General features: G+C 56.6%; 13 protein-coding genes. All 13 read left to right on the top strand.

Annotated features, from left to right (window positions below):
• The first annotated feature begins 27 nt into the window (after positions 1-27).
• The 13 genes from L9W92_RS04300 (at position 28) to L9W92_RS04240 (ending at position 24885) form a co-directional block, all read left to right on the top strand.
• Positions 28-1131: a DUF3383 family protein gene (locus L9W92_RS04300; protein WP_240082510.1), complete on the top strand. Its 1104-nt coding sequence runs from the start codon at positions 28-30 to the stop codon at positions 1129-1131.
• Positions 1132-1297: 166 nt separating this feature from the next.
• Entirely contained in the window at positions 1298-5512 is a 4215-nt protein-coding gene (locus tag L9W92_RS04295; RefSeq protein ID WP_240082509.1) for a leucine-rich repeat protein, read from the top strand.
• Between the two features lie 351 nt (positions 5513-5863).
• On the top strand, positions 5864-9529 hold the full coding sequence (locus L9W92_RS04290; RefSeq protein ID WP_240082508.1) for an Ig-like domain-containing protein: 3666 nt from the start codon (positions 5864-5866) through the stop codon (positions 9527-9529).
• 253 nt (positions 9530-9782) lie between these two features.
• Positions 9783-10361 carry an ECF transporter S component gene (locus tag L9W92_RS04285; RefSeq protein ID WP_240082507.1) on the top strand — a complete coding sequence of 193 codons (579 nt, stop codon included), beginning with the start codon at positions 9783-9785 and terminating at the stop codon, positions 10359-10361.
• On the top strand, positions 10309-10467 hold the full coding sequence (locus L9W92_RS04280) for a hypothetical protein (protein WP_240082530.1): 159 nt from the start codon (positions 10309-10311) through the stop codon (positions 10465-10467). Before L9W92_RS04285 ends, L9W92_RS04280 begins: the two co-directional genes overlap by 53 nt.
• Entirely contained in the window at positions 10464-11036 is a 573-nt protein-coding gene (locus L9W92_RS04275; RefSeq protein WP_240082506.1) for an ECF transporter S component, read from the top strand. Before L9W92_RS04280 ends, L9W92_RS04275 begins: the two co-directional genes overlap by 4 nt.
• Before the next feature lie 46 nt (positions 11037-11082).
• Positions 11083-11898 carry a tRNA (N6-threonylcarbamoyladenosine(37)-N6)-methyltransferase TrmO gene (gene tsaA, locus L9W92_RS04270; protein ID WP_240082505.1) on the top strand — a complete coding sequence of 272 codons (816 nt, stop codon included), beginning with the start codon at positions 11083-11085 and terminating at the stop codon, positions 11896-11898.
• Between the two features lie 555 nt (positions 11899-12453).
• Complete coding sequence (locus tag L9W92_RS04265; RefSeq protein WP_240082504.1) at positions 12454-12867, top strand: hypothetical protein; 414 nt, start codon at positions 12454-12456, stop codon at positions 12865-12867.
• A 125-nt stretch (positions 12868-12992) separates the two neighbouring features.
• Complete coding sequence (locus L9W92_RS04260) at positions 12993-14672, top strand: chitobiase/beta-hexosaminidase C-terminal domain-containing protein (protein WP_240082503.1); 1680 nt, start codon at positions 12993-12995, stop codon at positions 14670-14672.
• Between the two features lie 44 nt (positions 14673-14716).
• On the top strand, positions 14717-17455 hold the full coding sequence (locus L9W92_RS04255) for an S-layer homology domain-containing protein (RefSeq protein WP_240082502.1): 2739 nt from the start codon (positions 14717-14719) through the stop codon (positions 17453-17455).
• Between the two features lie 67 nt (positions 17456-17522).
• A complete protein-coding gene (locus L9W92_RS04250; protein ID WP_240082501.1) occupies positions 17523-22748 on the top strand; it encodes a cadherin-like beta sandwich domain-containing protein in 5226 nt (1741 codons plus the stop codon).
• A 23-nt stretch (positions 22749-22771) separates the two neighbouring features.
• A complete protein-coding gene (locus L9W92_RS04245; RefSeq protein ID WP_240082500.1) occupies positions 22772-24376 on the top strand; it encodes a purple acid phosphatase family protein in 1605 nt (534 codons plus the stop codon).
• A gap of 14 nt (positions 24377-24390) precedes the next feature.
• Entirely contained in the window at positions 24391-24885 is a 495-nt protein-coding gene (locus tag L9W92_RS04240) for a hypothetical protein (protein ID WP_240082499.1), read from the top strand.
• Positions 24886-24888 lie beyond the last annotated feature (3 nt).

The raw sequence follows: 24888 nt of genomic DNA, 5'->3' as shown, positions 1-24888 counted from the left end.
ATTAATAAATAATAAGGAGAGATGATCATGATCATGCGTCTTATTCAATCGGGGCATAAGCTAAAGAGCTTGAAAACGGTCAGTTGCCTGGCCATATTGGCCGTTTTGTTCAGTTTGGCCTGCATTGTTTTCCCGGGTAACGCCGGCGCTGATTACGGTACTACCAGCTATCCTGCGTCGACACTGGAGATCAGGACCGGCTATTCCGGCGGGACCTATACCACTGTGGAAACTTTCACCCGCAGCGAGTTGGAGGCAATAGGCACGGAGCAGCATGCCTACAGCTTCATCGACAACATGCCCTGCACGGTGACGGACTCGGCAACGGGGGTGCCCCTGGCAGACATCCTGAGTGAATGCGGTATCGACGGGGCCGACGTGCTGAACTTCCGTTTTTGGACCACCGACATTACTGGCGGGCCCTATGAAACCTTAACCAAGGATTACCTTTTAAACACCACTCGCTACTACTTCCCCCACTGGGCGGACGATGAGGACAGTTGGAATTCTGACGGCGACGATATAGAATTTCCCGAACCCACCGAAGCCGCGTCCGGCATGGTTACGGTGCCGACGATGATAGCCATCCACGACAACTGGCAGAGGGAGTTCGCCGGTTCCCCCGTCACCCCGTATTATACCGACGGCGCCGCCGGCACTTGGACGGGTGCTTCCGGCGGCAGCACCGACATAAGCGGCGCCACCAGCCCCACTTTTAAGATTTCCGCCGACGGCTCATCCGCGACAAGCGTTACCCTGAACCCGTCCGGACTGACCAGCGGCGCGGCTATAGCCTCGGGTATGCAGAGCGCCATCCGGGCTCTGGGCGGCGGGTACAGCGATATCACCGTGTCGTATACCGACGGTAAATATGTCATTACTTCCGGCACCACCGGCTCCAATTCAAGCATCAGGGTGACGAACGGCGATTCCAACGATATCGCGGCCACCCTAAAACTCGACACGGCTAATGGCGCGACATACATTGACGGGACAGGGCCGGGAACCGACTCGATCCGTTACCGGCTGGTGTTCGGTAAGACTAACGATCTGGGCGCCGCCAATCCCGAGCATACCGCTTCCAAGTCCGCCAAATGGATTTACCGGATTGACGTGACCTTGGAACAGTAGCTGTGAACACCTTCGCAGCTGGAACAAAAGCAAATAATTAGCTAGCGTTATGGAAAAGGCGGGGGTGGACGTCATCAAGAGCAGACCGCATCCAGGCGATGGCCGTTCACCTCGCATTTCCAATCGCTGTTGGCATAAGAAACAATTTGGAAGAGAGGAAGGAGAAATGAAGCATTTTTTTGAAAACACCCTGGCCCGGCGGATTCACGGCCACACGTGCGCGTGTTTTTTGCTGGCCGCCCTGGTGTTTACCTGCGTCCTGACACTGGGACCCGGTCCTACGGATGCGGTAGAGTTCCAGGTCGATCATATCAAATACGAGCCTTCCGGAACTACGGCTACCGTCTCCGGTTATGACCCATCCCACCCCGGAGGTGCGGTTACCATTCCGGCGAGCGTCAACTTTAACAGTACGGATTATCAGGTGACAGCCGTCGGGAATAACGCGTTCAGGGGCAACACGAATATTACCTCCATAAGCATTCCCGACAGCGTGACGAGTATCGGCACGAACGCGTTTAGGCAATGCACGATGTTGGCTTCGGTAACGCTGCCGCAAAACCTGGACAAAATCAATGATTACATGTTCCAGGATTCTAAGGCGTTGACTTCGGTAACAATTCCGGAAAGCGTGACAAGTATCAACAAGAGCGCGTTTAAAAACTGTGAGGCGTTGACTTCGATAACAATTCCGGGTAACGTGACCAGCATCGGCATTGGCGCGTTTTCCGGCTGCAAAGGCATGGAATCGGTAACGCTGCCGCAAAGCCTTACCGTCATCGACCAGAACGCGTTTAACGGTTGTGAGGCGTTGACTTCGATAACGCTGCCGCAAAGTCTGCCCAGCGGAAGTCTCAGTATCAACCAGAGCGCGTTTAAAGGCTGTACGGAGCTTATTTCCGCAACTATTCAGGCAAACATAACTAGTACGGGTGACAGTGTGTTTTACGGTTGTACGAAGTTGGCTTCGATAACGCTTCCGGCAAGCGTGAACAGTATCGGCAGCAACGCGTTTTACGGTTGTGAGGCGTTGACTTCGATAACGCTGCCGGCGAACGTGAATAGCATCGGCCAGAGCGCGTTCCAGAATTGCAAGGAGTTGACTTCGATAGCAATTCCGGAAAGCGTGACAATAATCAATCTAAACACGTTTAACGGCTGCGCAAAGCTGGGCTCTATATCGCTGCCGCAAACCCTGGAAAGCATTGGCCAGCAAGCGTTTGAAAGCTGCAAGGCGTTTACTTCAATAACAATTCCGGAAAACGTGACCAGCATCGGCGTGGGCGCCTTTGGCGACTGCACGGCGCTGACCTCTATAACAATTCCTGAGAGCGTGACAAGTCTCAACAATAACATGTTTTCCGGTTGCACGGCGCTGACCTCTATAACTCTGCCACAAAACCTTACCAGTATTGGAGAAAGTTGCTTTAACTCTTGCACAGATCTGACTTCTGTAACTCTGCCGCCACATCTGAACAGCATCGGCATCAATGCTTTTAAGAGTTCGGGGTTGACCTCGCTGACGCTGCCGCAGAGCCTTACCAGCGTCGGTAATTGGGCGTTTAACGGCTGCACGGTGCTTGGCGCTGCGTACTTCCTGGGCGGCCAGCCGGCGTTCGGTGCGGATGTTTTCAAAGATACACCGGCCAATTTCATTTTGCACTACCATGTCGGCAATGCCGCCAGTTGGTCCGGCTACACGACCTATCCGGCCCAATCGTTCTGCACTCTGACTCTGGATCTGCAGGATGGCAGCACGCCGGCAGGCAGCTATGCGGCGGTGGACAGCAACGGCCATATTGCCGCTCCCACTGATCCCACCCTTCCAGGCTACACCTTTGGCGGCTGGTATAAGGAAGCGTCCTGTGCCAACGCCTTTGACTTCGGCAGCGAGACGGTAACCGGAGATATCACGCTGTACGCGAAGTGGACCAGCAACTCTTCCACAGTGGCAGTCACCGGCGTCAGCCTCAATAAGACCAGCGCCACCATTACCGTGGGTGGCACGGACCAGTTGACGGCGATCATCGCCCCGGCCGACGCCACCAACCAGAACGTGACCTGGGCATCCGACAACTCAGTGGCGGCCACGGTTTACAACGGCCTGGTGACGGCATTGGCGGCAGGCAGCGCTAATATCACCGTAACCACGGCGGACGGCGGCTACACCGCCACCTGCGCCGTAACCGTACAAGCCGCGGCAGGCGGCGGAGGCGGCGGTAGCAGCACCACATCTAGTATTATCTTGAATGTGACTCCACTCACCGTCACCCTGAATACCGGCGGCACTCAGACCGTCAGCGCATCCGTTTATCCGGACGGCGTCATCCTGAGCTATGCTTCCAGCAGCACAGCGGTGGCCACCGTCAGCGCCGAAGGCGTAATCACCGCCGTGGCTCCCGGCAGCGCCAGCATCACCGTTACCGCCACCATGGACGGTTACACCACGGCCACGGCAAGTGTTGCTGTTACCGTGGCAAATGCCGCGATTAACGGGACTGTGGCCACGCCGACCGTGTTCCCCGGCGGCGGAGCTGTGCCAGCCGGCACCCAGGTGACCATGAAGACCGCCACCAGCGGCGCAACCATCCACTACACCCTGGACGGCAGCACACCGACTACGGGCAGCCCGGCCTACACCGGACCCGTCACCATCGACCCGGCAGTCACGCTCAAAGCCATCGCCGTCAGGGACGGGATGGAAGACAGCGCCGTACAGACAGTTTCATACACTCTCGCTAAACCGATTAATTCCACAACTGTTAATGTAAGCGCAGACAACAAAGACTTGGCCATTACCCAGGCTACATTGCAACTGGGTGCTCCCACCACCGTGACTGTACCCAACACTGTGACCGACGCCAGGATCAGCGTGGCCGCGCTTATGAACGAGAATGCCGACGGTACCATAACCACCGGCCTCCTGCCCGCTCTGAACATAGCGGCCAGCACTGCCATTAGCGCCACTCCCGTGCAGGTAACCATCCCCGCCGGAGCAACAGTGAGCGCGCCGGCAGAGTGGAACGGTATTATCAACCTACCCAGTGTCCAGGAGAGAGACACCGTGTCGGTGACCCCGGACGCCGGCAAGACCGCCTCCGCCAACACAGTTATCGAGATTGGCTTTGGCGACGTGCCGCTGACCTTCGATAAGGCTGTGCGCATCTTAATTCCCGGACAAGCCGGGAAAGAAGCCGGGTATATCAGGTCAGGTGTGTTTACCAAAATAACAAGGGTGCTGAGCGCCGATTCCCAGGCCGCCGGAGACGCCTTGCCGGCCGGCGGGGACGGCAAAGTTGATGTTGACTCCGACCTGGTGATCTGGACCAAGCACTTCACTAAATTTGTCACCTACACCCAGACCGCGACACCCACCGGCGGCGGTGGTGGCGGTGGCGGCGGCAGTACAACACCGCAGCCAGTTACTTCCACAACCGGGTCGGCCAAAGTCACACCAGGCGCGGGCGGCACCATCAGCCTGGGCAGTGATGCTGCCGTTGTCGTGCCGGCCGGCGCGCTAACGGGGACCAGTTCAGTGGAAGTAAAAGTGCAGAAAGTAGCCGCGCCTCCCGCCGTGCCCTCAGGCTTCAAGCTGGCCGGCAGCGTATACGAGCTCAGCGTGGGCGGCAAGAACAGCTACAGCTTTGCTAAGAGCGTGACCATAAAACTCAGCTTCGATCCCGGCGCTGTCGGCGCGGATGAGACACCGGCCATCTACTACTATGACGAAGCTCTGGCTGAATGGGTGAACATCGGCGGCACCGTATCCGGCAGCACCATAAGCGTACAGGTGGACCACTTCACCAAGTTCGCCGTCATCGCGGCCGGGAAAGACGAAGATAAAACACCAGAGAAGCCGGCCGTATCATTAAATGACATTGCCGGCCACTGGGCCATGGACAATATTAACAAGCTGGTGGCCCTTGGCTGCATCAGCGGTTATCCCGACGGCAGCTTCAAGCCCGACAGCACCATTACCCGGGCCGAATTCGCCACCGTGCTGGTACAGGCGTTTAAGCTTGAGAACAACGGCGGCAAGATCTTTGCCGACACCGCGGCGCACTGGGCCAAAAACTATATCGCCGCCGCGGCGGCCAACGGGGTAATCAACGGCTACGACGCCGACACCTTCGGTCCCGACGACCCGATTACCCGCGAGCAGATGGCCGTGATGATCGTCAAGGCAGCTAAACTGGACATAGTGACAGAAGAGACTGCTTTCGCCGACAGCGGGAGCATCTCCGGCTGGGCCGGGGAAGCCGTGGCCACAGCCGCCAAGAACGGGATCATCAAGGGGTATCCCGACAACACCGTGCGGGCGCAAGGCAACGCGACCAGGGCGGAGGCCGTTACAGTTATTTTAAACGCGTTAAATCAATAAAGAATAGGTCGGTGCAATTAGCTATGAGACGGGTGTGCCGACGGCAACGCCGATAAATTAGAGCACTTTCATAATAAGGACAGACAGGAACACAAAGCAATCACAATTAGCTGGCGTTAGGGAAATAAGCGAGTGAACGTGATTAAAATGAAAGTCGTCAAGCAGTGAGCGTTCACCCTGCATTTCCTATAATTAATACCGGTTAATACCGGATTCTACAAATGGACAGGTTGTAGACGGTTTATCAAGAAAAAATTTGTTCACAATAAGAGGAGTGACAAAATGTATTGCATGAAAAGAGGTTTTAGAGGCGCACCCAGAAAACTTTTCAGCGGCATAGTGTTGTTGACCATGCTGATCGGTATGCTGGTTGCTTTCAATTCAAGCCCCGCGCTTGCGGAAGGCAGCGTCTGGGACGGCTCGGTCGACGTCACCTGGTACAACACCACCGATACCGTATTCTACATCGACACCCCGGCCAAGCTGGCCGGTCTGGCGGCCATTGTCAACGGCCTGGTGCCCCCCGGCGCCACAATTATCGGCAATTCTGCTTACATCCAAGCCAATGGCGACGAAAGCGGCCTTACCGGATCGACCTCGGCGACTTATCGCGGGATGGATGATTTTAAAGGAAAAACCGTTCAATTGACCGCTGATTTGGATATGGGCGGTGTCTATAACAGCGGTACCGGCGAATGGAGCGGCCCCAACTATATGCCGGTCGGCGGCCAGTATATGATAGACACTGCAGATACCAATACATTGCTCAATGCCCCCTTCAACGGCATTTTTGACGGACAGGGGCACACGGTCAAAAACATCTATTGCAACCGCTATACAACCGTAGGCTTTGATTGGAGCCAGTCGGTAGGCCTGATCGGCCGTCTTGGCGTTCACGATCAAGACGCTGTATCCTTGCGGGCCGACAACCCGGCCGTCCGCAATGTCGTGGTCACCGGTTATATCTACGCCAGGCGCAGCGTCGGCGGCATCGTCGGCAAAATCGGCAAAACCAACAATGGCGGCATCATCGAAAACTGCGCCAACTTTGCCACAGTCAGGGGCACCGATTCCAAGGGCACCGGAGGTATTGTGGGCGCGGGCTGGAACGGCGGTTACATCAAGAACTGCTATAACGCCGGCAATGTGATAAACAACTACAACGATGGGAACGGCGGCATCAGCGGCGCCAACGAAGTCAGTATCTACAACTGCTACAACATAGGCACCATTACGGGACCCGCCAGCTGCACCTATGCCATCGGCCACAATAACGGCGGCATTCACACGATAAGCAATTGCTATTGGCTGACCGGTTCGGCGCCCGGCGGCGGATATTCATCCGGTGGCGGGGTAACCGAAAGAACCGCGGCCGAGATGAAGACAGCCGCATTCCTTGAGGCGCTCAACGGCGACGGCAGGGCCTTTGTGGCGGATACCGGCAATATCAACAACGGCTATCCCATCCTGCGGGTCCAGGTGGGGGACAGCGCGACCTTAACCAGCATCACCAAGGAATCCGATCCCGCCAAGCTCAACTATGTGGCAGGACAGACCTTTGACACCGCCAGCCTGGCCATCTGGGCCAATTACAGCGACGGCACCAGGGAAAAGATCACCAACTACACGATCAGCAAAACCACTGCCCTCGAAACAACAGACACCACCATCACCGTCAGCGGCGTCTACGGCGGAACAGCATACAGCTACGACTTCACCATTGCCGTTCAAGCCAATGCCCTGGCCGGCATCGCCATTCAGACTCCGCCCGCCAATCTCCTGTATGCCGCGGGTGAGACCTTCAATCCCGCCGGCATGGTCGTGAGGGCCACGTATACCAACGGCATCACCGCGACCCTGACGGCCGATGCGTATACCCTCAGCCCCGACACCGGGACCGCGCTGACTCCAGCCGACACCAAGATCACCGTCAGCTACACTTACGAGGGCGTGACCATGACGGCGGAGCAGGCCATCACGGTTTCGGCTTCGCCCGCCCCCGGCAAGGACGCTGATGATGTCTACGAGCTTTCCACCGCCGACCATATGCTGTGGTTCGCCAACCAGGTCAACACCGGCCTTAACAATGCCATCAAAGGCAAGCTGATGAACGACATCGACTTGTCTGAAGTGACCTGGACGCCCATCGGCAACAGCAGTACCAAGAAATATGCCGGCGCCTTCGACGGCAGCGGCAGGACCGTCACGCTGACGATTAACGCCAGCTCGAACTATACCGGCCTGTTTGGCTATGTGCAGGATGTTACGGTGAAAAACCTGACCATGGCGGGCGCCGTCTCCGGCAATCAGTATGTCGCGGGACTTGTTGCTTATGCCCAGGGCGTATCTGTCATTGAAAACTGCGTCAACAATGCGGTCGTCACCGGGACTTCCCAGCGTGTGGGCGGCATTGTCGCTTATGCCAGCAACACTGCCACGGTAACCGGATGTACCAACAACGGGGCTATCACCGGAACCTATAACGTGGGCGGCGTCGTAGGGTACATCAACAACACCGTTACGGTAACCGGATGCACCAATAACGGGGCTGTCACCGGAACCTATAACGTGGGCGGCGTCGTAGGCACTAATCAGGACGCCTGCACGCTCAACAGGTGCGCCAATACGGGCGCCGTCACAGCGACGAGCACTGCTGCCTCCACAGGCTACAGCGTGGGCGGCATAGTGGGTTATGCTTATGCCGCCACGACGATGGATCAATTCTCCAATACCGGCGCGGTCAATGGCGGCGTGATGAACGTGGGCGGCGTGGTCGGCTATATGAACAATGGGTCCGCCATACTGACAAACGCCTACAACACCGGCAGCGTGACCAGTGTAAACACCTCCGGCACTGCCCGTACCGGCGGCGTGGTCGGCTGCACCAATAATGCTGCCTGCACCGTGCAAAACACCTATAACGCCGGCTCCATCACCGTGAGCAATACCGGTGCGTTTACCGCCGGCGTGATCGGCAATGCCAAGGGCAACACCAATGTCAGCAACAACTACTATCTCAACACCACAGCCTCAATAGGTCTTGGTTATGCAGCAGATAACGCTGTAAGCAAAACCTCCGACGAGCTGAAGGCCTTGGCTCCCGCATTGGGCCAATACTTCAAGCAAGGCAGCGTCTATCCCATCCTCACCTGGCAGCCCGACGAGACATCCACCATAAACGTAACAGGAGTCAGCCTCGACAAGACCAGCGACACCATCACCGTGGGCGGCACCGGCCAGCTGACGGCGACCGTTGTACCGGCCGACGCCAGCAACCAGAGCGTAACCTGGGCGTCCGACAACACCGCGGTAGCCACAGTCGACGGCAGCGGCCTGGTAACAGCAGTGGCCCCCGGCAGCGCCACCATCACCGTGACCACGGCGGACGGCGGCTACACCGCCACCTGCGCCGTGACCGTCAGCCTGGATTCATCTGCTGATAGCTCAGCCCCCGTCTGGCCCGCCGGTAGCTCCCTGAACGCCGTGGTTTCCGCCGACGGTCAGAGCGTGGCTCTAACCTGGAGCGCGGCCACCGATAATACCGGCGTAACAGGGTACCGCATCTACCGCAACGGCACACTGGCCACACCCGAGCCCGTAAGCGGGACCAGCTACAGCATTGACGGCTTGGCCGCCGACACCCAGTACACCTTCCGGGTCACCGCCGGCGACGCCGCGGGCAACTGGAGCGTCACCGGCCCCAGCGCGACTGTAATCACAACCACGCCGGCATCCGACAGGTCGGCCCCTTACTGGCCGGCCGGCAGCAGCGTAACGGCCACGGGTGTGACCGCAACCGGCCTGACCCTGAACTGGACCGCCGCTGCTGATAACGTGGGCGTGACGAGCTACCGGATCACTCAAAACGGCACCCAGATCGCCACGGTGGACGGCGCCACCAGCTACAATGTCACAGGCCTCAGCGCCAAAACCGGCTACACCTTCCGGGTCACTGTCGGCGACGCCGTGGGCAACTGGAGCCGGAGCAGCATTTATGTAACCGTAACCACTCCCTAGTCTGTGCCTTGAACTGTGCAGCAAAGAAACTTCCTCCCGGGCCGGCAACGGCCCGGGAGGAAGTCCCCCAAAAGTCCTCTGTGTAAAACTATTAATAACGCAAGCAATGCAATGCGGACAAAGCCTATTCGGGCCAGCCAGGTTGCAAATGACAGGAACGGATTGTCTGGTATCTAGGGAGATAGATTTAGGATATGGAAGGGAATAAGAATATTATATGAGCATATGGCAAAAGTTTCTGGATAAATTCTCAATGTTTGATTTAATCATTATGGCCATGATGTCCGCCTTGGGAATAGCCATTAAGCCGATAATTGTTCCCCTGGCGCATATTATCAGCGGGCCGCTCTTTATCCCTTCGGGGGCCGTGGCAGGCGGGTTCTATATGATGTGGCTGGTCTTAGGATTCGGTATTACCGGTAAACGGGGCACCATGACCCTGATTGGTCTTGTCCAGGCCATTTTGGTTATGGCCACCGGCATAGTCGGCTCGCATGGGGTAATAAGTTTAGTGACATATACCGCGCCGGGTATTCTGGCCGACCTGGGGCTGCTCCTGATCGGTCACCGGGTATGCTGCCTGCCGTGCGCCTTTCTGGCGGGGATGTTATGCAATATTGCCGGTTCCATTATGGTGAATTTCGTATATTTCCGCCTTCCTTTAATTCCCCTGGTCTTAAGCTTGAGTGCCGCAGCCCTGTCCGGCGGGCTGGGCGGAATTGTTGCTTATAAAATCCTGCAGCAAATATTGAAATTCCAAAAACGGGGTGGGAACACAAGTGAAGAACGAGACCCGAACATCGGTGGCTCCGGCGGCGGTACTGGCTCTTAAACCACCGGTACTAATCCCGGACGAAGTAATGTTCCAGCGTGATAAAGCCGGCAGAAGGAAGAAGGCCGCCGCTTTGGAAAGACTTAAACGGAGTGAGAATTCATGAGCGTTTGGCGAAAGTTTTTAGACAAGTTTTCTCTCTATGATTTGATCGTCATAGCCATGGTGTCCGCCCTTGGAATTGCCGTCAAACCAATAATCGCCCCCCTGTCGCATATCCTTGCCGGCCCGCTCTTGATTCCGCCGGGCGCGGTGACGGGCGGCATCTATATGATGTGGCTGGTCCTGGGGTTTGGCATTACCGGCAAAAGAGGCACTATGACCCTGATCGGTTTGGTCCAGGCCATTCTGGTAATGGCTACCGGCATGGTCGGCTCACAAGGGGTGATGAGCCTACTGAGCTATACCGCGCCGGGTATTCTGGCCGACCTGGGGCTGCTCCTGATCGGTCACCGGGTATGCTGCCTGCCGTGCGCCTTTCTGGCGGGGATGTTGTGCAATATTGCCGGCACCGTTGTGGTGAATTTAGTATATTATCGCTTTCCCGCGGTCCCATTGCTGTTAAGTTTGAGCGTGGCCGCCCTGTCCGGCGGTTTGGGGGGGGTTATTGCTTTTAAAATCGTATGGCAGATTCGGAAATTTCAAAAACAGGACCAAAATATAAGTAAAGGATGAGATATATATAATTAAATCCCTGCATTGGAGAAAGGATGTGTTAAAGGTGGCTGCGAGTGATGAGACCGGTATGATTAACATAAAACCAATAGGAATTGTCAAGTCCGAATTTAAGGCGCCGGAACAGGTGCCGATTACGGGAGGAGGCTCCCTGATCGAGATATTTCCTGAATACCGGCGCGGATTGTTGCGTATTGAGGAGAATTCTCATTTATGGATTCAAATGTGGTTTCACAAGGCGAGGCGCGATATCCTGACGGTCGTTCCCGGGAAGGTTAACCCCAACCTGCCCGAATATGGAGTTTTCTGCCTGCATGCTGTCAGCCGGCCCAACCCTATTGCCTTATCGCTGGTCCGTTTGGAGCAGGTGCGGGACAACCTTCTTTTTGTCAGCGGCCTGGATGCCATAGACAGGACTCCCGTGCTGGATATCAAACCATATTATGAGCAGGAAATTGTTTTCTCCCCGGTTACTCCGTACATCCGTCCGTTAAAAAGGGAGATGCGTCAGGAAATTTTCATGAAACAGGCCATGCTCCACCACCAGGAAAAGTGCGCCGGATTATTGCTGGGCGTACGCATGGCGCTTGTGGCCGACGATTATTTGGGCCAGCTCAATTCGAGAGTGTTGAAAGTAACGGTAAACGGTTCACCGTGCCTGGCCGATGTGGTGCAGGGTTTAAGCAACGCCCGTTTTGCCAATCCTCCGCGGTTCAGATATAACGAAACCGGTGACTTGGGGCAAAGCGTTTGGGAAAAGGACGGTTCCCGCTTGACGATAACCGCCAGGCGGCCGGTAACGGCGGACGAATTTTTTAATACTGACGATCAGCAAATTTTTTCAATTGAGTTTAAGGAATAGCGAAAAGAAGGAAGAGGACCGGCGACGTCTTAAAATGGGCATCGCCGGTCCTTTTTTTATTGGACTTTGTATGTGGCATTACATCGCCTTACATAAATAGACTTTATTGCGATACAATTATGCAAATCATGAATTGACATTTATGTTATGAGGATTTATATTGTGTGTAATAATGTTATATTGATCCATGTTAAATAATTACATACCCGCATCATGTTCACTTCAAAATCACTCCAAGTAATTTAGCACTGGTTAGTATCATGTACGTTCAGCGTTACAATTGAATTCGCGTAGGCCGGAAGCAATATATTTCCCGGCCATAGTCACTGTTTGAGGCGGTATTGGTCAACGAGTTGATATCCTGCTTCATACAAGCAATGCGCACTATTGCCGGATTAGGGGGGATGGCGATAACTAACAATAGCGTTACAATAGCATGATGAAAATATGAGTAGATGCACGGAAACCGTATGCGTTGGCGTAACGTCCCAACCTGGCGGGATCTGGCGACGCGGCAGTCGCAGTCAAAAACCACTACAAAAAAGGATGATAGTCATGAAAAAAATGTTTGGTATGTTATTAGCGCCCATTATCTGCCTGTGTTTAATGGGAGCTGCCTTAGCCGGGGGTAATGAAGCGTCAGTCAACCTTAATTCACCGAGTTCTTCCCAAAGCTATAAGCCGGGAGACAACGTCCGGATTTCCGGAGAAGCGCGAAATATCGACCAGGTCACCATTCTGGTGCGCAACGCCAAGGGGGGCATTGCCTACGCGGCGCAGCCGCCGGTGAAAAACGGCGCTTTTTCCACGGAGTTTCAGCTAAATGATGACGCGGTGGAGGGTCAATATACCATCGCCATAGGAGCGGACGGACTGGCCGCGCCGGTTGATTTCTTTTTCCAAGTTGGTAAGAGCGGCGCACCCTCCATTAACACCAGCGGCAATAGTGATGATATCGGAATGTTGTAAGCGGTTGTGATGACCGGCAGTACCGTCCGGCGCCAGGGCGGTGACGGTCATTGTGAAGGCGGTGAATAAGTAGTTGAAAATGATTATTTCTCATTATCATTTAGTGCTGTGAAAGGTGGAGAATAATGGAACATTATAGAAGGTTAAATTTTCGCAAACTAGCGGCCGGCCTGGTGATGCTGAGTGTTGTTATCGGGTTCCTGGTTACGGCGACGCCGCGAGTGTCGAGCGCGGACGACACGATCGCGTTAACGGTAAGAGGCAACGGAGTTGAGAGAGAAGTAAGCTTTACCATGGACGAGCTTAGGGCGCTGCCGCAAGCGACTTATACCTATTCCGGGTATAATCACTGGCCGTCCCTGCAAATTTATAGAGACAGCACCGGGCCAACCCTTAAAACGATTCTGGCCGTGGCCGGCTTAAAGGACAGCGCCACGATGTTCAGGTTTAAACAGGCCAGCAGCGGGTATCACGATATTACCAGAGCGCAGCTGCTGGAAGATCTCCGGTATTATTTTCCGGCAGGCGAAGCCACCGGTGACTTGAGTACATGGCCGCCGACCAATCGCTCTGAAGAAGGAAAAGTTCCGGTTGAGGCGATGATTGAAATCGGGCATTCGGAAGGAACATTAATGTATGGGCAGCGGTCGCCGATTGAACCGACCGCCTGCCATAGTGAGCAATTACAAAATTTGGTGCCGGGTGGAATAATTGAAGTGACTACAGCACCCCCGCCGCAGTGGGAGGCGCCGGACGCTTATCCCGCTCCCGGCACGGTTACCCCGGGCACGGAAGTAACGCTGCAGCACGGGGACGGAACGCCTTACGGAGCTATTGTGTACTATACCCTGGACGGGAGCGAGCCCACGGTAAAAAGCAATATTTTCAATATCAGCTATCCCACTTTTCAGCCGAAATTGAATAAACCAATACCAATAACAGGAGATATGACAATAAAAACCAGAACCATCGGGATAGGCAAATTAGACAGTGAGGTGGTCACTTATCAATATAATTTGGGAGCCCTGGCCTGCACCATTGAAGGCGAGGAATTGAGCAAGCCAGTCAAATACGCGGTTGAAACCTTGAAAGAGATGGACCCGGCCCAGGGAACCTATCAGTGTAAGGAGGACGGCAGTTCTGTCGACCTGGCCGGCAAAGGGGTGCTTCTGGGCACACTGCTCGACAGCCTTGGTGTTTCTGGTTTGAGCCAAGTTAAGTTTGTCACGGCCGGCGGCGAGGAATACAACGGCGGCACGGTGCAGGAATTAAAAAACCAGCAGTGCCTGCTGGCCTATGAAGTCAACGGCGCGGCAGTTGCCGATGCATCCGGAAGCGAGACGGTATATATACAGATTTTACGTAGCTTGAACAATGATTATTCACCGGACAACAGGCTGAAATACGTGAATAAGATCAAGCTGGTTAACGTTGCGGATAAAGTGACCATCAGCAACGTTACACTGTTGGATTGCCAGGGCAGGCAAATAACTTCCGTCGCCGCGGGCGGCGGGTACTGTATTAAAGCCCGGCTTGTCAATGCTATTAATGCCGCCAAGGACGCTTTGCTGATAATTCAGCTGCGCAACGGGGCAGGGGCGACAGCGACAACCGGGGGCAGCGTGGTGGGCTGCGCCGCCGTGCAGGCGGTGGTGGCAGCTTCCGGAGGCGAGGCCGTGGCTGAATTTACCCTGCCCGCCGGCCTGAGCGGTAAAGCCTATGTAGACGTCTTTATCTGGGATAATTACGATAATAAAAACCCGCTTGGAAGATCATACCATGCATTGAATTTTGATATTACCTAGATCGCCGGCGGCTCCTCTTTGGTTCAGGCAGGAGAAAGGAGAATATGATGAAGCTACTGCAGATCAGGAAAAAATTATGTGTTCTGATGATCCTGGCGATATTGTCTTCGCTGTTCGGCGTTGCTTATGCGGATAGTGGGATTGCCTATGTAAATCTGACTTCGCCTCAGGCCCTACAAGTGTACGGGCCGGGCGACACGGTTGAAATAAGCGGCACGGCGCAGAATTTGGTAGAAGTTTCGGTAGCTGTCCGAAACGCCCAGGGTGTATTGGTATTTGGCGCCCAGCCCAAAGTGGTGAACGGCACCTTCGCGACCAGCTTTACCCTTGAGTCCGACGCGGCCACAGGTAAATATACCTTTCTCCTCGGCGGATTGGGCCTTTCGGAGATGGAAAGAAAGTTTGTGGTCGGAGGCAACAGCGAAGCCGCCGTTGCCCTGGCAAAACCGGCGGCGGACGAAGAATTTAAAGCCGGAGACGTGGTGGAGATAGCCGGCACGACCCAACAGGTGAGTGATGTGGCTATTAACGTGCGCAACGGCAAAAACGGGCGGGTTTATGTGGCTCAGCCGCCTGTGGTCGACGGCGGCTTTGCGACCAGGTTTACCCTAGATGACGGCGCGATGGCCGGTGATTATGCCATTGCCATTACCGGAGCCGGGCTGGCCGCCGCCCAGACTTCTCACTTTACGGTAATTTCAACAGGTGAAGATGAATTAGGTGAAGAGGATGATTCATGGAAAAAACCAAACGCTATTTTATTCATTACTGGCAACGGGGTGTCTAAAAAAGTGTCTTTTACCCGGGCTGAACTGGAAGCAATGGACCAGGAAAGAGTGTTGTATTCAACGACAAGTGACATGCCTCAAGATAAATTTGTAGCTGCCGAAGGTGTTTCGCTGAAAACTTTATTGAATCAGGCCGGAATGAGTGGAGCCCGGATGATTACTTTTCAAGGCAGTGACGGATATACGATCAGCTTCACTGCAGATGAATTATTGAATACAACACGTTATAAATTCCCCGGTCAAACAGAGGTGAAGCCGATAATCGCCCTGAAACGGGTTGAAGGTTCTGCCAATTTTGGCTATATGAGCAATACTGATACACCGGTATTATGCTATGGCCAGCGGGCGCAAACAGAACAAACACTTCTTGGCTTTGTCAAAAGATTAGAAAACATTACCGTAACGACGAGTTCCCCGGATCAGTGGGCCAAGCCGTCGGCAAAGATCGTTGCTCCTGATTCCTCAAAAAAGGTGGACACGCAGAGCGGTGAAGTGGAAAGCGGCTCAAAAGTCTACCTGGAGACTGTTTTAAATACAAATATTTATTATACCACCGACGGCACTACACCGAGCCTTGACAGCAAGATCTTTAATCCACACGGCTGTGGCCCGCAACAAGGGGAGGTCGATCCGATTATTGTGAATACCACCACCACGGTCAAAGCCAAGGCGGTGGGGCGGGGCAAGCGGGACAGCGATGTTTTATCTTTGGAATTCACCGTCCCCGGCACTCTAGAGAATACTGAGGTTGCTAAGACTACTGTTGATGAGAAAAATATTAAAAGAGAATTAATCAACCTGGAAAACGGACGTAAGGGAGAAAAAATTACTTTACTGGCGGGCGTGTTGGAAGACATCGAAAAAGGAGAGCCGGGGGGCAGGCTGACGGTTACTCCCACCGCCGATGTGGATGAAGTGAGCATGGAAGTGCCCGCCGCGGTGCTGCAAAAAGCCCAGGAGAAAGGCATGCTATTGGAGATAGACAGCTTGATCGGGAATTACACCCTGCCCCTGGACGCCCTCAACCTTGACGAAATAGCCGCCGGGCTGGGCGTGAAGCCGGAAGAGTTGAGCATGAATATAGTTGTCTCCAAGGCAACGGAAGAGATGAAAAACACCTTGGCCGCCCAGGTCCGGGAAGGACAGCAAATGCTGGTTGACCCGGTGGAGTTCACCGTGGAAATTACCGCGCCCAATGGCAAAAAGGTGGAGTACAAGTCATTCGGCGGCAAGTACGTGGAGCGCGAGCTGACGCTTGGCGACGATCTCAACGTCAATCAAGCCACCGGCGTCCTGTGGAATGAAGCGAAAGGCGCGTTTTCGCCCGTGCCCACTCGCTTTGAAACCAGGGACGGCAAAAATATCGCAGTTATCCTAAACCGGACGAACAGTCTCTATACCGTTTTGCAATCAGCCAAGACCTTTGCCGACATCCAGGACAACTGGGCTAAAGCGGATATCGAGCTGCTGGCCGCCAAGATGCTGATCGCCGGACAGAGTGAAAATATCTATGAACCTGACAGCAATGTAACAAGGGCCGAATTCGCCGCCCTGCTGGTGAGGGCTTTAGGTCTGGAAGAAGGAGTTTTAAAGGCGGGACAGTTTCAAGACGTGGCCGGCACGGACTGGTATGCCGGCAGTGTCGCCGCCGCCACGGCTGAAGGCATCATCAAAGGCTACGACGACAACCTCTTTAAGCCGGACGCCAACATTACCCGCGAGGAAATGACGGCCATGATCGCCCGGGCGGCGCGTGTCGCCGGAAAAGAGGATGCCGCAACCGGCGACGAGCAAGAACAGCTGCTGGCCCAGTTTAAGGACAAGCAGTTAATTTCCGCCTGGGCGTCCGGGGACGTGGCTCTGGCGGCCAGGGCCGGCATCGTCAAAGGCATGCCCGACGGGGGCTTCGCCCCGCAGGCGTACGCCGACCGGGCCCAAAGCGCGGCGATCCTGAAGCGTTTCTTAATTTACGTCAATTTCATAACGACCAATTAAGCGGGAAATGACGGCAAGCGCTTAATGCCATGGAATGTCAATCAAAATAACAGGAGGAGCGGAGCAAATGAAAAGAATATTGTCGATCCTAATTTGTTTATCGATATTCTTTACGTATGCCTTTACTTATGCGCCGGCCGGCCTGGCGGACGAGCCAACCCCCCTGCCGCAGACCCCGGAAGCATACGCGGCCAGCGACTACGCCAAGTATGCCGCGAAGATGGCGGTCGGCAAGTACCATATGGCGGCGGTTAAGGCGGACGGCACGGTGGCGGTGTGGGGCGCTAACAATGACAATGACACTCATGATCAGCTTAATGTACCGGACGGGCTGTCCGGCGTCAAGGCCGTGGCGGCGGGACAGTTCTGCACGCTGGCCCTGAAGGACGACGGCTCGGTCACCGGTTGGGGCACCGGTTATTATAATGGTACATCGACCACTGAAGCACCTTATATAGATACAATTCCCGCCGAACTTAAACAGCCGGGGGCAGTGAAGTCGATAGCGGCCGGCGGCTCTATGTCTGCCGCGGTCAAAGCGGACGGCACGGTTGTTACTTGGGGCTTATATAGCGCATCACCCAACCTGGCCACGGTGCTGGCAGAACTGGCAGACGTGGCGACTGCAAACGTAGTGTCGGTGGCCATTAACAGTTATGGCGCCGTGGCCCTTAAGCAGGACGGCACCATCAGAGTCTGGGGACACGCTGATTGCATCACCGGTTTTCCGGAAACAGCAGATGTGGTAGCGGTGGCGGCGGGAACACAGCACTGGCTGGCCCTGAAAAAGGACGGCACCGTGGCAATATGGGGAACCACCACTCATGTTAACCAATGTAAAAACGGTACTTACAACATTTTATCGCAAGAGAATGTGCGGGCTATCGGAGCGGGGCGCCAACTGGCGGTAGTCCTGCTGGCTGACGGAACAATCAGGGGGTGCAGTACAGGTAACGGCTTGCCTGCGAATATAAACAACGGCGATATTGTTAATGTGAAGGCGCTTTCTGTGGGTGCAATATCACAGGCAAACGGCAAGGCGTCGAATGTTTGCGTTTTAAAGGGGGACGGCAGTCTTTCAGCCTTGGGTCCCAACGACTACGGTCAACTTGATTTCCCTGCCGGGCTCAATTTGCTGCCGGCGAGCAGCAACGCCAACCTGAGCGGGCTGGCGGTCGACAGCTACGCGCTGACCCCGGCTTTTGACGCGGCGGTTACCACTTACAGCGTCAGCGTGCCCAATGCCGTGTACAGCGTGGAGATAACGGCCACAGTAGCGGACGCGGGAGCGTTCCTGAAAATCGGCGGCGCGGACGCGGCAAGCGGTGTCGCGCAAACGGTTGACGACCTCGACGTGGGCGACAACCCGGTTGACATAACAGTAACCGCTGCGGACGGCACGGCTAAGTCCTACACCCTCACCGTCAAGCGCGGCTCGCCGGCGAGTAACAACACCGACCTGAGCGGGCTGGCGGTGGCCGGCTATGCCCTGGCCCCGGAATTTGACGCGGCGGTTACCGCATACAGCGTCAGCGTGCCCAATGCCGTGTACGGCGTGGAGATAACGGCCACCACGGCGGACGCGGGGGCAACCTTGAAAATCAACGGCGCGGACGCGGCAAGCAGTGTCGCGCAGGCGGTTTACGGCCTTGCCGAGGGCGACAACGCGATTGAGATAACAGTAACCGCGGGGGATGGCACGGCCAAAACATATACCCTCCACGTCACGCGGGCGGCCGGGGGCCCGGGCGGCCTGCCGCAGACCCCAGAGGTCTACGCGGCCAGCGACTACGCGCGCTACGGCGCCAGGATGGCGGGCGACAATAACTTTGCGGCGGCGGTCCTGCAGGACGGGACGGTGGTCGCTTGGGGCGAGGATAACACCTACGGGCAGCTGGCGGTGCCGGCGGGGGCGACCGGGGTGCGGGCCCTGGCGGCGGGAGACAGTCATGTGCTGGCCTTGAAGGTGGACGGCAGCGTCGTCGGCTGGGGGCTGAATAGCGAGGGCCAGTGCAGTCTTCCCGCCGCGCTGGCCGGGAAGAGCATAAAGGCCATAGCGGCCGACGGAAAAAACAGCGCGGCCCTCAGCGTGGACAATACGCTGGTTGTCTGGGGAACTAATTTGGATGGTGGCAAGACGCTGGACTTAAACGGGCAGGCCGCGGCGGCTGTGGCCTTAAATGGACAATATGTGCTGGCCCTCGGCGACGATGGCGCGGTAACCGCCTGGGACAGATATGACGACTACCGGCAGTGCGAGACGCCGGTCGGGTTCAGCGGCAATGTGGTGGCTATAGCAGCCGGCAGCAACGATCAGGTAGTGGCTTTAAAGGCGGACGGCACCGTCGTTTGCTGGAATGATAGCAGCCCTGTCCCGGCGACGCTCAGCGACGTGCGGGCCATAGCCGCCGGAGATAATTTCGGCGCTGCTCTTGCCGCGGACGGTACCGTTACGGTCTGGCAGAGTAGGAGCAGCTTTATGGCTTCCCCGCCCGAGCCAGGCCGGGCGCTGGCGCTGGCCGGTGGAATGAATAATCTTTTTATTCTTCAAGAGGACGGTGCGCTTGTTGTGTGGAACAGATCAACGGGCATAAGGGGAGATGTGCCGGCGGGGCTTAACCTGTGCAGCGCCGTCAGCAGCAACGCCAACCTCTGCGGCCTTACCGTGAGCAACGGGGCCGGGGAGGCGTACGGCCTCAGCCCCGTCTTTAACTGCGCTCAGACAGAATATGTGACTGACGTGGCCGGGGCGGAAATTCTCGTCACCGCGCAGCTCGTCAGCGGCACGGCGGCCCTGGAGATTAACGGGACGCCGGCCACAGCCGGCGTTGCCGCCGCGGTTTACGGCCTTGCCGAGGGCGATAACACCGTCACGGTCAAAGTAACGGCTGAGTCGGATGCTCAGAAAACCTATACCCTCCACGTCAGGCGGGTCAGCGGGCAGTTTACCCTGCCGCAGACCCCGGCGGCTTACCGGGAGAGCGAAACGGCCGCCTATGCCAGGCGGCTGGCGGCGGGGCAGAGCCACAGTCTGGCCCTGAAAAAAGACGGCACAGTGGTGGCCTGGGGATCGAATACCAAGGGCCAGTGCAATGTTTTGTACAATTTGCACGCTACCGCCCTGGCGGCGGGACAAGATCATAGCCTGGCCCTGAAAGCGGACGGCACGGTGGCGGCCTGGGGCGACAATACCTCTCACCAGTGTGACGTGCCGGCCGGCCTGAGCGGGGTGGTGGATATTGCCGCCGGCGGCAGCTTTTCCGCCGCCCTGAAGCAGGACGGCAGGATAACGGTTTGGGGCGACAACAGCTCCGGCCAGCTCAATGTGCCCGCCGGCCTAAGCGAGGGCGGCGGCGTGGCGGCCGTCCGGTGCGGCCTGGCGCATGTGCTGACCTTAAAGGCGGACGGTACGGTGGTGGCCTGGGGCGACGACAGCTACGGGCAGTGCGCCGTGCCCGCCGGGTTAAGCAACGTAGTGGCCATCGCCGCCGGCACCAGGCAAAGCATGGCCTTGAAAGCCAACGGCGAGCTCGTCGTCTGGGGGCAAAACGGGCTCGGCCAGGACGTGGGACAAACATCCCTGCAGTTTTTCACGGCCATCGGCGCCGGGGTGTCCCTTGGCGCAGCCGTCAAATGGGACGGCAGCCTGGCCGGCTGGGGTACTTATACTACTTCAACAGGGTCTTTAGCTAGTATGCCTTTTGCTGTACCCCCGGCTCTAGGGCGGGTCCTGGCCTTCAGCGGCTCCTGGGACCACTTGCTGGTCCTGTGCGCGGACGGCACGGTGGCGGCCCTGGGTTGTAACTATAAGGGGCAGTGCGCCGAAGAGCCGGCCGGGCTTAACCTTTTCGCGGACGACGTTCCCTACGCCGGGCCAGCGATCGGTATTCCCCAGACCCCGGAGGCTTACGCCGCCGGCGACTATGCCCAGGCCGTCGCCAGAATTGTTAAATCTGATCAGGAGCCGGTCGTGTTGAATATGGACGGCACCGTTAAGGCATATGATTCCAGTTACCAGAATAGTCCCCTGGTTAATGTGCCGGCGGGCTTGAATAATGTTAAGGCAATTGCAACTAGGGGAAGTAGCAACGCTATAGCTTTAAAAGAGGACGGCACGGTGCTGATCTGGGGCTATAACGACGACAACCAGTGCGCGGTGCCGGATGGCGTCAGGGACGTCATAGCCATTGCGGCTTCTCAGTATTGCTTTCTGGCCTTGAAGGCGGACGGCACGGTGGCGGCCTGGGGCGACAACAGGTACGGCCAGTGCGACGTGCCGCCAAACCTGGGCGGGGTCGCCGCCATCGCGGCAGGCAGTAATCACTGCCTGGCCTTAAAGGCGGACGGGACGGTGGTGGCCTGGGGCGACAACAGTTACGGGCAGTGCAACGTGCCGGCTGGCTTGAGCGATGTGGCGCGCATTTACGCCAAGGATAACTTGTCCATAGCCTTGAAGGCGGACGGGACGGTGGCGGCCTGGGGTGACAACAGGTACGGCCAGTGCGACGTGCCGGCCGGCCTGAATGATGTGGTGGATATTTCCTGCTATGATAATAATCCTAGGCCTACCTGTGCCGCTTTGAAAGGGAACGGCACCGTGGTGGTCTGGGGCGACAATAATCATGGCGCGCGGTATGTGCCGGCGGATTTACATGACGTGGCTAGTGTAACAGTTGATGCAAGTGGACAGATTTACGCCGTGAAGAAGGACGGCGCCGTGGTATCTTGGGGTGCAAGTCCGAGTGTTATTTCAGGCTTGGCAAATAGGCTGGCCGGCCTGGAGGTTATAGCTTTAACGCCTGGCGCCAATTATGCGGTCTGCCGGGGCGGCACGGTTAAATGCATAAAAGCTACCAACAGTGCCGAATTAAATGCAATCAACGCAATGCTGGCCGGGGTGAATGTGCTGGCCGGGCACTATTTTGCCGTGAACAGCGTGGAGTTGCTCGACCCGGCGGGGCAGAGCGTGACTTCCGTCCCCGCCCAGGGCGGTTGCCGTGTTCAGGCAAACATAGGCAACAATTACTGCGCACTTAAATCGGGCCTGGTAATTATCCAAGTGCGCGGCGGCGCCGGCGCCACCAGCGGCGGGGGCGGCCGGGTGCTGGGCTGCGTCGGGCTGGAAAGCGAGATCCCGGTTGTCGAGGGGTCCGCTGTCGGCGCCGATTTTACCATGCCGGCCGGTGTAAGCGGGCCGGCCTACGTGGATGTCTTTATCTGGGACGACTGGAACACCATGGTGCCGCGGGCGGGCGTCAGCCAGTCCTTGAGTTTCACGATTAACGAACAATAACCAAACGCGGGGGGAGTGATGTTATGGCAAGGGAAAAAGGCCGGCGGAAAAAGCTAGCCGCGCTGCTGGTCTGCGTGCTTTTGGTGGGCTTTACCTTAACGGGACCCGGTTGGGCGGCGGGGGACGCCGCCCAACCGGACCAGATCGTCCTGTCCTGGACGGCCGACCCGCAGACCAGCCAGACCGTGGCCTGGCGCATGAGCGGCACGGCAGGGAAAGTGCAGTACATGAAGGAAAGCGAAAAAACGGCGGATTTCAGCGGGGCGCAGGAAAAAGAAGCCATCGGCGTTGCGTTATATGACGGTTACAATCATTTTGAGGCGGAGTTGGACAACTTGCAGCCGGGTACCGCTTACGCCTACCGCGTCGGCGCGGACGGCTGCTGGAGCGAAGCGAGCACATTTAGCACGGCGGCAGCGACAGATAACTTTTCCTTCATGTATATGGGTGATGTGCAAATGGGTTATGAAGCTTGGGGGCAGCTCCTGCAGAGCGCCTGCGCCGCTTATCCGGAGCTGAAGTTTGCCATGCAGTGCGGCGATTTGGTCGACGAAACGAAAGATTCCGGGCAGTGGTCGGATTTTTTCAGCGCGGCGGCCGGTGTTTTCGACCGTATACCGCTGATGCCGGCCCTGGGCAACCATGAAAATGAAGATCCGACCCTGTACTTCAAATCTTTCGCCCTGCCCCAAAACGGCCCGGCGGGACTCAGGGAACACTTTTACTCATACGACTATGGTAATGCCCATTTTGTTGTGCTGGACAGCAACCGCATGGGAAATGACGACGCCGCCCAGGCGGGGATAGACTGGCTGGAAAGTGACTTGCAAAGCAGCGCCAAAGAATGGAAGTTTGTCATGTTCCACCACCCTCCCTACGGGGTCAATTCCGGCAACTCCGGCGACGATGAAAAAGCCGCCATGATGCAGGAAAAGTGGGTGCCGGTGATGGAGCGCAACGGTGTGGACATGGTCTTTGTCGGGCATCAGCACATGTATATGCGCACCTATCCCCTGCGCGAGGGGCAGGTCAAGAATATGCCTTCGGAAGGTATCACTTACCTGATGGGCAACGCGGGCACCAAGAATTACATTAACTCGGAGGCGCATGATTATATCGCCAAAGTGTTCGAAGGTGACGACGGCTGCAACGAATATACGGTAATCAGTATTGACGGCGGCGTGTTGACCATGACTACCAGGAACGCGGCCGGCAGCGTGCTGGACGAGTACAAGATTAACAAGAGCGGGGCTATGGACTCCCGGGTCACCGTGAGCAGCGTCAAGCTCTTGAACAGCGAGAGCGAGGCAATACCCTCCGTATCCGCCGGAGGATATTGCCGCCTGCAGGCCCGCCTGAATAATAACACGGGCGGACGGCAGACCGCGACGGCCGTGCTTCAGGTGCGCGCCGGAGAAGGCGCCGCGGTGGACTGCGGCGGAGAGCCGCTGGGGATAGTCAGCTTGCAGGCGGACGTTCCGGCATCCGGGGCGGATGTTTACGCTGATTTCAAAATACCCGATCTGCCCGCAGGCAGGGCTTATGTAGACGTTTATGTCTTCGACGAGGGCGGCATGCCCATTGACCTGCCTTATCAACAATTCAGTTTCACTATTACGTCTGATTAGGTATGACAGCCGTAATGAAAAGAATATGGCCGTTCCTGATTTGTTTGTCGGTATTCTTGACGTATGCGCCTGCGGGTTTGGCGGATGAAGCAAGCCCAAGCCCTCCGTTGCGCGCACCGCGGGCGCACGCGGCCGACGCTTTGAATATCGGCTGGGTGCGCCTGCTGAATCCGTTAAATAACGAAGAGATCGATACCGTCGCGGGGCAAGGCGGATATCGTGTGCGGGTCCGGATAGACAATAACGGCGGCGAGACAATCAACGGACTGGTCATTGTTCAGGTGAGGAATGGAGCTGGGGCCACCGCCGGAGGCGGGGGCAGGGTGCTGAGCTGCGTGGCGGTGTCGTCCGGCATTACCGCCGCGGGAGCGGTTGTGAGCGCGGATTGCGTCCTGCCCGGCGGTGTGAGCGGCGAAGTTTACGTCGACGTGTTTGTCTGGAGCGGGTGGGATGCCCAGACACCGCTGGCTGCTCCCTGGCAGAACACAAGCTTCACCGTAACCAATTAACCT

The sequence above is a fragment of the Pelotomaculum terephthalicicum JT genome, from assembly GCF_022410535.1.
GTDB classification, from domain to species: Bacteria; Bacillota; Desulfotomaculia; order Desulfotomaculales; family Pelotomaculaceae; genus Pelotomaculum_D; species Pelotomaculum_D terephthalicicum.
This window is presented reverse-complemented; position numbering and strand designations above follow the sequence as displayed.